This is a genomic window from Mycobacterium sp., assembly GCF_032159565.1.
Taxonomy (GTDB): domain Bacteria; phylum Actinomycetota; class Actinomycetes; order Mycobacteriales; family Mycobacteriaceae; genus Mycobacterium.
On sequence record NZ_JAVHWR010000232.1, the window covers coordinates 1 to 14,150 of the forward strand.

The window sequence follows — 14,150 nt, forward strand, 5'->3', positions numbered from 1 at the left end:
GCTGCTGCCTGCCCCACATCTCCCGGAAACCGGGCAAGTCGGCCACGGAGCCGAAGAAGATCTCGGCCAAGGCCCCGTCCCCCCAATCGGCGTCGATCTCGTCCAGTATCGCGGTGTACTGCTCCGGCGTGGGCTCCCCAGGGGACGTCGGGAAGTTCCTGGGAGAACCGGGCCACGGTGCCGTAGAGCACCATGGAGCGCACCCGCTCGGGATAGGTGGCGGCGAAGAGTACGCTCATCGGTCCGCCCTCCGAGATGCCCCAGAGGGCTGGTTTCTCGATACCGGCGGCGTCGAGAACGGCATGCAGGTCGTCCATCCTCTCGTCGAGGGTGGGGACATGGTCCACCGGATCGGACAATCCGGTGCCGCGCTTATCCCACGCGACGAAACGACTCGACGCACCGATTCGCTCGAAGATGCCGTTGAACTGCCAGGTCGGATCGTCGAACAGGTCGACATTGCTGACAAAGCCGGGAACCAGGACCACCGGCGTCTCCCCGTCGCCCATCACCCATAGGCGAGGCGAACAGCCCCATTGCGGGCGTACCGGACCCTCCCGACATCCACGTCAATATTGTGACAGTCCGCAGATCAACGGGTTGTAGTTCGGCGGCGTCGCCTCGCGATCGTTACAGACCTAGCCCGCGGGCACGGCGACTCGAAATAGCGTGCAGCCGAGGAGCGGGCTGGTTCGAGCTTGAAGATCCATCTGCCACCACCCGGGCGTGGCATCGAAGTGTCGGTCTCTCACGCCAAGAGCGCAGCGCAGTGTTCCGCTCGTTAAGTTCAGAAATCGCACCCTATGACCGCGATGCCACGGCGCAACCTTCATGTTCGCAAAACCCTGGTTCTGAGACCCTGGGCACCGGTCGGTCCGCTGGATTCCGGATGGTTGGCGGAGCCTGATACCCATCCCATGGCCCCGCGACATCTCTAACGCTCGAACACCGCCCACTGCGGTCTGTCTAGGCTCGTAGCAACCTTGATTCGTTGACTACAACTCGATTCTGCATGCACTACCAGGGCGATTCGAGAGCACTCAGGATTATCAGCAAAGACTGATGTTCACAAATCCGTTCACAAACGGCATGAAAACGGCCCCCGGAGTGATTTCCGGGGGCCGATTCCTTTTAGTAGCGGGGACAGGATTCGAACCTGCGACCTCTGGGTTATGAGCCCAGCGAGCTACCGAGCTGCTCCACCCCGCGACGGGTGAACGCCAGGTTACCGAAGGTGGGGGTGCAGCGCCAAATCGCTCACCGCGACCTGCGGCGTGCAGCGCGCAATCCAGGAAAGCAGCTCGTCAGCGGGCAACGGCGGCGTGTGCACAAAGCCCTGGGTGATGTTGCAGCCATACCGACGCAGGGCAGCCAGAGTCGCCTCGTCTTCGACCCCCTCGGCCACCAGGTCCGCCCCGAGATTGTGCGCCAGCGCCACGGTGGACCGCACGATGGCGATCGACCGCGGGTCCTCAGCCAGCCGCGATACGAAGATCCTGTCCAGCTTCAGTTCGTCGACCGACAGGTCCTGCAGCCTCGCCAGCGACGACCACCCGGTGCCGTAGTCGTCCAGCGAGATCCGCACCCCGAGGCGCCGCAGCGCGAACACCGTCTTGCGCGATCGCGACGAGTCGTTCGCGAAGGTCCCCTCGGTGATTTCCAGGATCAGCGCCTCCGGCGGCACATGATGGGCCGTCAGCAGCCGGTCGACGGTGTCGACGAGATCCAGGTCCAGCAGATTCACCATCGACAAGTTGACCGCAACCGTCATCCGGACGCCGTCGTCATGCCATGCCCGCACCTGGCCCAGCGCCAGGTTGACCACGCAATTGCCGACCAGGCGCATCAAGCCGGCCCGCTCTGCGGTCGGCAGGAACTCCTCGGGCAGCAGCAGACCGCGACGTGGATGCTGCCACCGCAACAGCGCCTCGACGCTATGCACTCGGCCGTCGTCGGCGCGGATCTTGGGCTGGTAGAAGCACGTCAGCTCGCCGCCCGACAGCGCGGCACGCAGGTCCTCAACGAGGTAGTCGTCGTAGTCCTTCTCCGACCGCACCCTGCCCGCGTCGAAGACCACGATCTCGCCGGGCGCCTCCTTGGCGTGCCCCATCGTCGTCTCGACACTGTTCAACAGATCGTTGGGGTGCTCACAATGGTCGGGAAACAACGCAATCGAGGCCGACGCTTCGATCTGCACCGTGATCGGATCGAGCTTGAACGGCGCACGCAGCGCTTCCAGCAGCGCTCCCGCCCGCGCCCGCGCAGTCGTGATGTCGACACCGTCGGCGAACAGGATCGCAAACTCGTCAGCACCCGTCCGGGCGATCACGTCGCCGGACCGCACCGACCGGGATAGCCGTGCCGCAACACGATTCAACAGTTGGTCGCCGACATGCCTGCCCGCGAAGTAGTTGATCTCCCGGAACTGATCGATGTCGAGCAACAACAGCGCCCGGCTGGTCTGCGACCGGAACAACCCCGTGGACTCCTCGACCGAAACGGCCGTCAGCGTCGTCGCCAGCGACATCCGGTTCGGCAGCCCCGTCAAGTCGTCCGTCATGGCCTGGCGGTGCGCCTCCGCGGTGGCACTGACGTCGCGGAACGTGACGGCGAACCGCCATGCGACCGCGATCAGCGACAACGCGGCCAGCGCCACCGCGACGCGGGTCTGGTTGGCCAACACGGCCACGGCCAGCGCGACACCAGCGCACAGGACCGCCGGAACATACGAAGAGAGACCGGGTTTCGGGCGGGGGCTCTTACCCGACGACGGCAGCCAGGCGGCGATGGCGATGAGTAGCGACGCGATCGGCCAGCACGCATCGATTAAGGTGCCCTCCAGATACGTGCCCGCCGCCGACTGGAACAGGTAGACGGTGTCGGCGATCGCATACGACATGAATCCCACGACCCCACGACAACAGGGCCCAGGTGGCCATCACCGCCAGCGCGACGGAGAAAACACCCACGCCGACCCAACCGACGCGGCCCAAAGCCGCGAATCGGCTCCACGCGAATCGCGTCCAGTTCTCCATCGACGCCGCCCCAAAGGTCTAGTTTGCTCAAACCTCAAAAGGCGATCTTGCCCTGAATTCAGGTAGGTAGCAAACCCCTGTTGCGTTACTTCGCCGTGTCGTACTTGTTCATCGCATCGTCCAGACGCTGCAGCGCGGTGCCGAACTCCGCGAAGTTGCCCCTTTGCTGTGCGGTGCGCAGCTCACTGAGCGCGGCTTGCACATCCGCCAGCGCGGCCGACTTGGCGGCCGACAGCTGAGTCGGTCCGCCCGGTGTTGGAACGGTCCCGATGGGTGATGGCACCTCGGGTGGGACGCCCTGCTGGTTGGGTAGCGCCCCGGGTTGGCCGTCCGATTGAGTGGCCGCGGGTGGCTTCCCGCCCGGTGGGCTCGCGGGCGCCGGTCCGGTGGCGGTGGCGTCGGCGCCTGCTCCGAACAACTCGGTGAGCGCGTCACGCACCGTCGGTCCGTACCCGACCCTGTCCTCGTACATCATCGCGACGCGAATCAGTCGCGGATACGACGACGCCGCGTCGCCGGCGCCCGGTGAGGCGTAGACGGGTTCGACGTAGAGCAGGCCGCCTTCGGCAACAGGCAGCGTCAGCAGATTGCCCCAGCGGATCCGGTTCTGGTTGTCGCGGCCGATGACACCGAGGTCCTGGCTGACCGCGGTATCGGTGGTGATCGCGTTGTTGGCCAGTTTCGGCCCGTTGACCTGACCGGGGATCGTCAGCACCGTGATCTTGCCGTAGGTGTCGGGATCCGAGCTGGCGCTGATGTAGGCCGCCAGGAAGTCACGCTGGAACCGGTTCATCGCGCTCGTCAACTGGAACGACGCCGACTTGTCGTTCTTCGCAAGGTCTTTCGCGACGATGTAATACGGCGGCTGATAGCTGCTGGCCGTCGGGTTCGGGTCCTGCGGCACGTTCCAGAAGTCCGATGTCGAGAAGAACGTGACCGGGTCGTTGACGTGGTACTTGGCCAGCAGCGCGCGCTGGACCTTGAAGAGGTCCTCCGGATAGCGCAGATGCGACTGCAGTTCGGGCGAGATGTCGCTCTTCGGCTTGACCACGCCGGGGAAGATCTTCTCCCATGCCTGCAGCACCGGATCCTGTTCGTCCTGTGCGTACAGCGACACCGTGCCGTCATAGGCGTCCACGGTGGCCTTGACCGAGTTGCGGATGTAGGACACCTGCTTGTCGGGCGCCAGCCGGTTGAACGCCACCTCGTTGGAGTCGGCGGTGACGCTCGACAGCGACGTCAGCTCCGAATACGGGTAGTTGTCCAACGTGGTGTAGCCGTCGACGATCCACACCATCCGCTTGTTGACGATCGCGGGGTACATGCTGGTGTCGGTGGTCAACCACGGCGCGACCGCCTTCACCCGTTCGGCGGGGTCACGGTTGAACAGGATTCGGCTGTCCGGCCCTATCGGGCTGGGGAACACCAGCTTTCGCTCGGAGAACTTGGCCGCGAACACGGAGCGGTTCAGCCAGTTGCCGATAGCCACGCCACCCTTGCCGCTATAGGTGTAGTTCTTCGTCTCGGTGTTGGTTTCGTAGTCGTACTCGCGGTCGTTGCCGCTCTTGCCGACGATCGCGTAGTCGGCCGACGTGCCCGCGATGACGGGGCCGAAGTACACGCGCGGCTGATCCAGCGGCGCGGGACCCGGCGAGATGACGCTGCCGTTGGCGCCGACGACGCTGGCAAGGAACTCGGGGTAGCCGCCGTTCTGGTTGGGGTCGTTGGCGACACCGCGCACCGTGTTGGCCGGCGAGGCGATGAAGCCGTTGCCGTGCGTGTACACGAAATGCCGGTTGATCCAGTCGCGCTGATTGTCGATCAGCCGATCGGGGTTGAGCTCACGCGCGGCCACGACGTAGTCGCGGAGGCTCCCGTCGGGCCCGTTGTAGCGGTCGATCGCCAGCTGGTCCGGGAAGTAGTAGAAGTTCTTGCCCTGCTGGAACTGCGTGAAGGCCGGGCTGACGATCGTCGGGTCCAACAACCGGATGTTCGACGTCGTGGCGCGGTCCGCCGCCACCTGCTGGGCGGTGGCAGGCGCATTGCCCGGATAGTCGCGGTAGGTGACCGTCTTGCCGGTGAGCCCGTAGGCATCCCTGGTCGCCGCGATACTTCGGCTGATGTACTCGCTTTCCTTCTGCGCCGCATTGGGTTTGACGCTGATCTGTTCGACGACCAGCGGCCAGCCCGCGCCGACGACAAGCGACGACAGCAGCAGCAGAACGACACCGATCGCGGGAATCCGCAAGTCGCGCAAAACCACCGCGGAGAACACCGCCACCGCGCAGATCAGCGCGATGGCCATCAGGATGAGCTTGGCGGGCAGCACCGCGTTGATGTCGGTGTAGCCGGCACCCGTGAACGGCTTACCGCTGCGCGTGTTCGACAACAGCGCGTAGCGGTCGAACCAATAGGCGATCGCCTTGAGCAATATCAGGGTGCCGACCAGGCTGATCAATTGGATACGCGCCGACCGGCTCAACGCACCGGTCCGCCCCGACAGCCGGACACCGCCGAACAGGTAGTGGCTCAACAGGTTCGCGATCAATGCAAGGAAGGTCGCGACGAACAGGTAGCTGATCACCAACCGGTAGAACGGCAGGTCGAATGCGTAGAACCCGAGATCCATGCCGAACTGCGGATCTTTGACGCCGAAGTCGCCACCGTGCAGGAACAGCTGAATGCGCTCCCAGTACGTCTGGGCCACAATGCCCGCGAAGAAGCCGATGACCGCGGGAACGCCGATGCCCACCAGCTTCAGCCGCGTCATCACCGCGGTGCGGTACCGGGCGACGGGATCGTTGGGACCGGTAGTCGGGACGAACACCGGCCGGGTGCGATACGCGAGCGCCAATGCACCGAAAACGATGGCACCGACCAGCGCCCACACCACGAGGAAGACGACGAGCTTGGTGAGCAACTGCGTCGCGAAGACCGACCGGTAGCCCATCTCGCCGAACCAGAGCCAGTCGACATAGCCGTCGACGAGGCGGGGCCCGATCAGCAACAGCAACACGACCGCCAGGGCGACCGTGATCAGAATTCGGCTACGTCGCGTCAGCTTCGGCATCTTCGCCGCGGGCCGCATACCCACTTGTCAACTCCCGTGTTCGCCCAATGCACATCTGATTGAGGTGCCCCAACTCTACGCACTGCGTTTCAAGCCAGCCCGGTCAACAACGGGATGCTTCGCCACCGGCAGAAAGCGCCTTGAGGGCGTCCACCGCGTCGCCGAGCTTGTTCACCTTGACCAGGTCTATGCCGTCTTGATGTGCCGACTTGGCCTCATCGCAGTTGTCGGCAGGGACGAGGAACACCGTCGCGCCTGCCTCGTGCGCGGCCAGGATCTTGTGGGTGATGCCGCCGATCGAGCCCACCTTGCCGTCGGAGTTGATGGTTCCGGTGCCCGCGACGAACCTGTCTCCGCTGAGGTCGCCCGTGGTCAGCTTGTCGATGACGGCGAGGCTGAAGACGAGGCCCGCGGACGGCCCGCCGATGTTCGCCAGGTTGAAGTTGATGGTGAACGGCGCCCACGGGGCTTCGACGACGCCGATACCGAGAACGCCCTGTTTCTTGTCCGGCGCGGAGCCGAGTTTTACCGTCGTGACGCCTGGGGCCGTGTTCTTGCGCCGGAAGTCGAGCACCACCTCGTCGCCCGGCTTGGTTTTCGCCATCAGCCCCTGAAACTGCTCCAGGTCGGTGACCAAGGTTCCGTTCACGGCGTCGATGGCATCGCCCTCTTTGAGCTTGCCCGCCGACGCCCCGTCCTTGCTGACCGTCTCGGCAGTCACCGCGGGCGGGTACTTCAGGTAGCCGAGCGCGGCGTATTCGGCGCTGTCCTCGGACCGTTTGAACTCCTGGTTGTTGGACTTGTCGATCTCGTCCTTGGATTTATCCGGCGGGTAGACCAGGTCGCGCGGTACCAACTGCTCGCGACCCGACACCCACAGCGTCAGCGCCTGTCCGAGCGTCAGGTTGTCGCGCTGGGACACCGTGGTCATGTTGAGGTGTCCGGTCGTCGGATGTACGTCGGCGCCCTTGATGTCGACGACCTCTTTACCGTCAATCTCACCGAGGGTGTCGAACGTCGGGCCGGGACCCAGCGAGACGTACGGCACCGTCACCAGAGCCAGCAGCACGCCGAAGGCGACGATCGGCGCCATGGCTACCAGCAGCGTAGAAATCCGCCTATTCACGCCAGCAACAGTAGACGGCCTTACGAACGCGGTTCACTGAGAGCGTGACGGCGGCCGCGACGCGACCCGCCCTTGGTGGGTACCGTTGTGGACATGGCTGACCTGCCCTTCGGCTTTTCGCCCGGAGACGACCCCGAGCGCGACAAGCGCAACAAGGATGCCGAATCGGGGTCCGGCTCGGGCTCCGGGCAGGATCCGTTCGGCGGCGGTGAATTCGACATCTCCCAACTCGGTCAGATCTTCAGCCGCCTCGGTGAGATGTTCAGCGGCGCCGGCAGCATGACACCCGGCGGCAAGCAGTCCGGCCCGGTGAACTACGACCTCGCCCGCCAGTTGGCGTCGAGCGCGATCGGCTTCGTCGCGCCTGTGCCCGAGGCGACCAGCGCAGCGATCGGCGATGCCGTGCACCTGGCCGAAACCTGGCTGGACGGGGTGACCGCGCTGCCCGCGGGCACCACCAAGGCCGTCGCGTGGACGCCGACCGACTGGATCGACAACACGCTGGACACCTGGAAACGGCTGTGCGACCCGGTGGCCGAGCAGATCTCGACGGTGTGGGCCTCGGCGCTGCCGGAGGAGGCCAGGACCATGGCAGGCCCGCTGCTGTCGATGATGACGCAGATGGGCGGCATGGCCTTCGGCTCGCAGCTCGGCCAGGCATTGGGCAAGCTGTCCAAGGAAGTCCTGACGTCCACCGACATCGGTCTGCCGCTCGGCCCAAAGGGTGTCGCCGCGCTGATGCCCGGTGCCGTCGAATCGCTTTCCGAAGGCCTCGAGCAGCCGCGCAGCGAGATCATGACGTTCCTCGCCGCGCGCGAAGCCGCACACCATCGTCTGTTCAGCCATGTGCCGTGGCTGTCCAGCCAGCTGCTCAACGCCGTCGAAGCCTTCGCCAAGGGCATGAAGATCGACATGAGCGGGATCGAGGAGTTCGCGGCCGGGTTCAACCCGGCGTCGCTGACCGACCCGTCGCAGATGGAGCAGCTGCTCAACCAGGGCATCTTCGAACCGAAGGCCACACCCGAGCAGACCGCCGCGCTGGAACGGCTCGAGACGCTGCTGGCGCTGATCGAGGGCTGGGTGCAGACCGTCGTCAATGATGCGCTCGGGGAGCGAATCCCCGGCGCCTCCGCGCTGAGCGAGACGCTGCGCAGGCGGCGCGCCACCGGGGGCCCCGCCGAGCAGACGTTCGCGACACTGGTCGGCCTTGAGCTGCGGCCCCGCAAGCTGCGGGAGGCCGCGCTGTTGTGGGAGAAGCTGACCCAGGCCGCAGGCATCGACGCCCGCGACGCCGTGTGGAATCACCCCGACCTGCTGCCGTCGTCGGAGGACCTCGACGAACCGGCCGGCTTCATCGACCGCGTCATCGGCGGCGACACCAGCGACTTCGACGCCGCCATCGAAGACGCCCTGAAAGACGTGCGCGACCTCGACAACGGCGAAGGCGAAGGCGAAGGCGACAAGAAGGACGACAAGAAGGACTGATCCGCGGCCTGTGGATAACTCCTGGCCGCTGTGCAATGCGTGGCAGGGTCGAATGATGACGCGCTATGCGCTCAACCCGGCCATGCCGGTGCTGTCCCGGCCCGACGGAATGGTCCAGGTGGGCTGGGATCCTCGGCGCGCGGTGCTGGTTCGTCCGCCGTCTGGGATGACCACCACAAGACTCGGCGACCTGTTGCGTGCCCTGCAATGCGGGGCCACCGACGCCGAGGTGCACGGGCTGGCCGACGGTGTCGACGCTTCCGCGGTGGCCGACCTGCTTGCCGCATTGGTCGACGCGGGCGTTGCGATGGCGATGCCGCGGCCCCGCACCCGCTCCGCGTCGATCCGGATTCACGGCCGAGGGCCGCTGTCGGACCTGCTGGCCAGTGCGCTGCGCTGCTCGGGCGCCAGGATCAAACAGAGCAGCCAGCCCCACGCCGCCGTCACCTCCGAGAGCACCGACCTCGTCGTGCTGTCGGACGCACTGGTGGCCGACCCGCGGATGCTGCGGGAGCTGCACACGGCCCGGATACCGCACCTGCCGGTGCGGGTTCGCGACGGCTCCGGTCTGGTCGGACCGCTGGTAGTGCCCGGCATGACCAGCTGTCTTCGCTGTGCGGACCTGCACCGCACCGACCGTGATGCGGGCTGGCCGGCCGTCGCCGCTCAGCTACGCGACACCGTCGGCAGCGCCGACCGGGCGACCGTGCTGGCCACCGCGGCGCTGGCGCTCAACCAGGTCGACCGGGTCATCGTCGCGGTGCGCGGCGGCGTCGGGATGGACCGCGCGCCGCATCCGCCGTCGACCCTGGACACCACGCTCGAGTTCGACGTCAACACCGGCTCGACCGTCGCCCGCCGGTGGTCGCGGCATCCGCGGTGCGGCCAGTGCAACTGAAAACGATTGTTGCCACACGGTGGCCGGACGCCCAGATACTTCATGGATGATGGACGGGTGAGCGACATCAAACGCGGCGGCGCAGCGCGCAATGCCAAGCTTGCGGGCCTCGGGGCCGGCATGGCGGGACGCGCCGCGCTCGGATTCGGCAAACGGCTGACCGGAAAGTCGAGAGACGAGGTCAACGCGGAGCTGATGGACAAGGCGGCCCAGCAGCTGTTCACCGTGCTCGGCGAGCTCAAGGGCGGCGCGATGAAGGTCGGCCAGGCGCTCTCGGTCATGGAGGCCGCGATCCCCGAGCAGTACGGCAAGCCCTACCGCGAGGCGCTGACCAAGCTGCAGCGCGAAGCCCCGCCGTTGCCCGCCGCCAAGGTGCACCGCGTGCTGGACGGTCAGCTGGGTACGAAATGGCGCGAACGGTTCTCGTCGTTCGAGGACAAGCCCGTGGCGTCGGCCAGCATCGGTCAGGTGCACAAGGCGGTGTGGTCCGACGGGCGCGAGGTCGCGGTCAAGATCCAGTACCCCGGCGCCGACGAGGCGCTGCGCGCCGATCTGAAGACCATGCAGCGGATGGTCAAGGTGCTCAAGCAGGTCTCCCCCGGCGCCGATGTGCAGGGGGTCGTCGACGAGTTGGTCGAGCGCACCGAGATGGAGCTCGACTACCGGCTGGAGGCCGACAATCAGCGCGCGTTCGCCAAAGCCTATGAGGGACATCCGCATTTCGTGGTGCCGCACATCGTGGCCAGCGCGCCCAAGGTCGTCATCCAGGAGTGGATCGAGGGCATCCCGATGTCCGTCATCATCCGCGAGGGCACGCAGGAGCAGCGCGACCTCATGGGCTCCAGGCTGTTCGAGTTGACCTACGACGCGCCGCGGCGGCTGCAGATGATGCACGGCGACGCGCACCCGGGCAACTTCATGCTGCTGCCCGACGACAAGATGGGCGTCATCGACTTCGGCGCCGTTGCGCCGCTGCCCGGGGGCATTCCGCCCGAACTGGGCATGGCGACGCGCTTCGCGCTCAACAGGGATTACGAAAACCTGCTGCCGACGATGGAGAAGATCGGCTTCATTCAGAAGGGCGAGCAGGTGTCGACCCGCGAACTCGACGACATGCTGCGCCAATATGTCGAGCCCCTCGAGGTCGAGGTTTTCCACTACACCCGTAAGTGGCTACAGAAGATGACCGCCGTCAACATCGATCGCGCGGCCGGCCAGATCAGGGCCGCGCGCCAGATGGATATTCCCGCCAAGCTGGCGATCCCGATGCGGGTGATCGCCTCCAACGTCGCGATCTCCTGCCAGCTCGATGCCTACATTCCGACGAGAAGGCTTGCCACCGAACTGGTTCCGGGCTTCGCCGAAGAGGCGTCTTAGTCCTTAGCGCTTCTCGCTCTTGCGAAACGCCGGAAACCGGCAGCCGTTTCAGGCGGCTGCCGGTTCCTTACGTGGACGCCCACGTGGCCGCTTGCGCGCGACGATCGTGCCGCGTTCGAGGATCTCCCCACCCCAAACGCCCCACGGCTCGTTGCGGTCCAGCGCCGCGATCAGGCACTCCCGTCGAATCGGGCAGGCTGCGCACAGTGTCTTGGCACGCTCGAGATCGACGGGGCTTTCCGCGAACCACAGGTCGGGATCGCCGACATGGCACGGCACGGCCGGTAGCGTCCTCTTTCGGCATGTCAGAGGGCCAGACATGTCCGTTCACCTACTTCCTGGTCGATGATCTTCGTTTTCCTTGGATCTGTGACCAGGTGTTCGGGGGTGTCCCAAAAACTTTGGCCACGGATCCGGTGATTTCGGGTCCGTGGCCATTCGGCTTTCTGGGCTTGCTAGATGTTGCCCCGATTCACGGACGCGACAATCGCGGTGGCGGTACGCGGCTTACGCGGCGTAATCGCAGCGGCAGCGGAATGGGCCGCGGCACCGATTGCCGGGACATGGAGGGTCTGCGCCATGCCGGCAAAGCTTACGCCGGTGAATGTATTGATGATCGCCATGATCGCAGCAACCCTCCTCTCGTCCGCTCGGGTGTGATTTTGAGGCTAAGCGTAGCAGGCATTTACCACAACCAATTTTCTGACCTGCGGTTTTGGCGCGATCTTTACGACGACTGGCGGCCTTTGACCAACGCAATCACGTCGGGTCCGAACTGCTCGAGCTTGCGGGCGCCGATGCCGGGTATCGAGACGAGCGCGGCCTCGTCGGTCGGCAGCGTTTCGGCGATCGCGATCAACGTGTTGTCGGTGAACACCACATACGCGGGCACGCTCATGTCCTTGGAGGTGCGCAGCCGCCAGTCCTTGAGATCGGCGAGCAGTTGCTCGTCGAGGTCCGACGGGCAGCCTTCGCAGCGGCGCAACATGACAGCCGCCGGTGTGGTCAGAGCGTTGTTGCAGACGCGGCACCGCGGGGTCGGGCCGCGCGGCTTTCGCGGCTTGTTCGGGGTGTCGGCCTGTGAGTTCGGGGCGATGCCGTTGAGGAAGCGCGACGGACGCCGCCCCTGCCTGCCGCCGGGATTGCGCGCCAGCGCCCAGCTGAGCGTCAAATGCACTCGGGCCCTTGTGACTCCGACGTACAGCAGCCTGCGCTCTTCTTCGACGGCCTCGCTCTCGGGTCCGTGCGCCAGCGCATGCGAGATGGGCAGAGTTCCGTCCGCCAGACCGACGAGGAACACGGCGTCCCACTCCAAACCCTTCGCCGCATGCAGCGAGGCCAGGGTGACGCCCTGCACGACGGGTGGGTGCCGCGCGTCGGCGCGCTGCCGAAGCTCGACGACCAGCGCACGCAAATCGAGCGAAGGGCGCTGCGCCACTTCATCGTCGACGAGCTCGGCGAGCGCTGTCAGCGCCTCCCACCGCTCGCGGGCCCGCGTCCCCGACGGTGGTTCGGCCGTCAATCCGAGCGGTTCGAGCAACTGGCGCACCAAGGGCGGCAATTCATCGCCGGGCGCGTCGGCGCCCCGTTCCGCCGCGCGCTGCATCGCCAGCAGCGCCTGCCGGACCTCCTGACGGCTGAAGAACCCCTCCCCCCCGCGTACCTGGAACGCGACGCCCGCTGCGGTCAGCGCCTCCTCGTACACCTCCGACTGGGCGTTGATCCGGTACAGCACAGCGATTTCCGACGGCGCAGTGCCGTTCTCGATGAGACGGGTGATCTTCTTCGCGACCGCCGCGGCCTCGGCGACCTCGTCGGAATGCTCAGCGAACGACGGCTTCGGCCCCGGATCCCGCTGACCGATCAGGTGCAGCTTGCTGCCCGCCACCCGGCCGCGGGCCGCGGCGATCACCTGGTTGGCCAGCGACACCACCTGCGGGGTCGACCGGTAGTCGCGTTCCAGCCGCACCACCGCGGCCTCGGGGAAGCGCCGCGAGAAATCGAGCAGATACCGCGGGGTGGCGCCGGTGAACGAGTAGATGGTCTGGTTGGCGTCGCCGACCACCGTCAGGTCGTCGCGCTCACCGAGCCAGGCGTTGAGTACCCGCTGCTGCAGCGGGGTGACGTCCTGGTACTCGTCGACGACGAAGCAGCGGTAGCGGTCGCGGAACTCCTCGGCCACCGCCGCGTCGTTCTCGATCGCGGCCGCCGTGTGCAGCAGGAGGTCGTCGAAATCCACCAGCGCCACACCGTCGCCGCGCGCCTTGAGCGTTTCGTATCCGGCGTAGACGCCCGCCACCTTGGCGGCGTCGAGTGGGATGTCACGGCCCACCTTGGCGACGGTGGCCGGATAGTCCTCGGGGCTGATCAGCGACGCCTTCGCCCATTCGATTTCGCCCGCCAAGTCGCGCACGTCGTCGGTGCTGACCTGCATCCCCGCCCGGCTGGCGGCCTGGGCGACCACGGAGAACTTGCTGTCAAGCAGTTGCCAGCCGGTGTCACCGACCACTCGCGGCCAGAAGTACTGCAGCTGACGACGGGCCGCGGCGTGAAACGTCATCGCCTGCACGGATCCGGTGCCGGACCCGTCGTCCAGCGCGCGCAGCCGGCTACGCATTTCACCGGCTGCGCGCTGGGTGAACGTCACTGCCAACACCTGGCCCGCGGCGACATGTCCGGATGTCACCAGATGCGCGATGCGCCGGGTGATGGTCCTGGTCTTGCCGGTACCCGCACCGGCGAGGACACACACCGGCCCACGCGCGGCCAGCACCGCCTCGCGCTGCTCGTCGTCCAGCTCGTCGAGATGCGTGGCGTCTGAGTCGCTCCTCGTGCGCGCGGCACTTTCTTCGCTCCTCACATGCGCGGCACTTTCTTCGCTCCTCACGTGCGCGGAGTCGACAGACATGGGCTCCATCATGTCAGTGCGCACCGACATTGCCGGGACCTGCGAGCCGCGTGGCCCGGATTACAGAATTTCGCCGGGCTCGGATACGTTGAAATCGTTATGACAGCAAGCGACGCCCAGCTCACCATGTACACCACGTCGTGGTGTGGCTACTGTTTCCGGCTCAAGACCGCGCTGAAGGCCGAAGGGATCGGCTACACCGAGGTCGACATCGAAAGCGACCCCGCCGGTGCGGAATTCGTGATGTCGGT

General features: G+C 66.1%; 11 protein-coding genes and 1 tRNA gene. 4 read left to right on the top strand and 8 right to left on the bottom strand.

What is annotated here, in order from left to right; translation table 11 throughout:
- The 5 genes from QOC76_RS31035 to QOC76_RS31055 all read right to left on the bottom strand — a co-directional run.
- A partial coding sequence (locus QOC76_RS31035) for an alpha/beta fold hydrolase (protein WP_526363836.1) occupies nucleotides 1-509 on the bottom strand: 509 nt, incomplete at its 3' end.
- Nucleotides 510-1,135: 626 nt separating this feature from the next.
- Nucleotides 1,136-1,209, bottom strand: a tRNA-Met gene (locus tag QOC76_RS31040).
- Between the two features lie 16 nt (nucleotides 1,210-1,225).
- A complete protein-coding gene (locus tag QOC76_RS31045; protein ID WP_526363838.1) occupies nucleotides 1,226-2,908 on the bottom strand; it encodes a putative bifunctional diguanylate cyclase/phosphodiesterase in 1,683 nt (560 codons plus the stop codon).
- 212 nt (nucleotides 2,909-3,120) lie between these two features.
- Entirely contained in the window at nucleotides 3,121-6,129 is a 3,009-nt protein-coding gene (locus tag QOC76_RS31050) for a UPF0182 family membrane protein (RefSeq protein WP_526363840.1), read from the bottom strand.
- A gap of 79 nt (nucleotides 6,130-6,208) precedes the next feature.
- Complete coding sequence (locus tag QOC76_RS31055) at nucleotides 6,209-7,231, bottom strand: YlbL family protein (protein ID WP_526363842.1); 1,023 nt, start codon at nucleotides 7,229-7,231, stop codon at nucleotides 6,209-6,211.
- Between the two features lie 93 nt (nucleotides 7,232-7,324).
- Here QOC76_RS31055 and QOC76_RS31060 point away from each other — a divergent pair, with 93 nt between their 5' ends.
- Genes QOC76_RS31060 through QOC76_RS31070 form a run of 3 tightly spaced genes read left to right on the top strand, consistent with a single transcriptional unit; the run spans nucleotide 7,325 to nucleotide 10,991 of the window.
- The gene (locus tag QOC76_RS31060) at nucleotides 7,325-8,716 is read left to right on the top strand and encodes a zinc-dependent metalloprotease (RefSeq protein ID WP_526363844.1); all 1,392 of its coding nucleotides are present in this window, start codon (nucleotides 7,325-7,327) and stop codon (nucleotides 8,714-8,716) included.
- 52 nt (nucleotides 8,717-8,768) lie between these two features.
- Nucleotides 8,769-9,614 (top strand): TOMM precursor leader peptide-binding protein, encoded by an 846-nt coding sequence (locus QOC76_RS31065; protein WP_526363854.1) that lies wholly within the window; start codon nucleotides 8,769-8,771, stop codon nucleotides 9,612-9,614.
- A 42-nt stretch (nucleotides 9,615-9,656) separates the two neighbouring features.
- On the top strand, nucleotides 9,657-10,991 hold the full coding sequence (locus QOC76_RS31070) for a macrolide-binding ATPase MABP-1 (protein ID WP_526363846.1): 1,335 nt from the start codon (nucleotides 9,657-9,659) through the stop codon (nucleotides 10,989-10,991).
- A gap of 48 nt (nucleotides 10,992-11,039) precedes the next feature.
- Here the strand turns inward: QOC76_RS31070 and QOC76_RS31075 are convergent, their stop codons facing one another.
- From QOC76_RS31075 to QOC76_RS31085, 3 genes are all read right to left on the bottom strand, one after another.
- Nucleotides 11,040-11,312: a WhiB family transcriptional regulator gene (locus QOC76_RS31075; protein ID WP_526363848.1), complete on the bottom strand. Its 273-nt coding sequence runs from the start codon at nucleotides 11,310-11,312 to the stop codon at nucleotides 11,040-11,042.
- Nucleotides 11,313-11,446: 134 nt separating this feature from the next.
- Nucleotides 11,447-11,614, bottom strand: coding sequence for a hypothetical protein (locus QOC76_RS31080; protein ID WP_526363850.1), 168 nt, complete (start codon nucleotides 11,612-11,614; stop codon nucleotides 11,447-11,449).
- A 104-nt stretch (nucleotides 11,615-11,718) separates the two neighbouring features.
- On the bottom strand, nucleotides 11,719-13,899 hold the full coding sequence (locus QOC76_RS31085) for a UvrD-helicase domain-containing protein (protein WP_526363852.1): 2,181 nt from the start codon (nucleotides 13,897-13,899) through the stop codon (nucleotides 11,719-11,721).
- 99 nt (nucleotides 13,900-13,998) lie between these two features.
- Between QOC76_RS31085 and QOC76_RS31090 the strand changes: the two genes are divergently transcribed.
- Nucleotides 13,999-14,150: glutaredoxin family protein (locus QOC76_RS31090; protein WP_526363856.1), on the top strand; the 152-nt coding region annotated here is incomplete at its 3' end.

Coding starts and splice junctions, on each gene's coding strand:
- QOC76_RS31060 (WP_526363844.1), top strand. CDS start 7,325: ATGGCTGACCTGCCCTTCGGCTTTTCGCCCGGAGACGACCCCGAGCGC.
- QOC76_RS31085 (WP_526363852.1), bottom strand. CDS start 13,899: ATGTCTGTCGACTCCGCGCACGTGAGGAGCGAAGAAAGTGCCGCGCAT.
- QOC76_RS31080 (WP_526363850.1), bottom strand. CDS start 11,614: ATGGCGATCATCAATACATTCACCGGCGTAAGCTTTGCCGGCATGGCG.
- QOC76_RS31065 (WP_526363854.1), top strand. CDS start 8,769: ATGATGACGCGCTATGCGCTCAACCCGGCCATGCCGGTGCTGTCCCGG.
- QOC76_RS31075 (WP_526363848.1), bottom strand. CDS start 11,312: ATGTCTGGCCCTCTGACATGCCGAAAGAGGACGCTACCGGCCGTGCCG.
- QOC76_RS31070 (WP_526363846.1), top strand. CDS start 9,657: ATGGATGATGGACGGGTGAGCGACATCAAACGCGGCGGCGCAGCGCGC.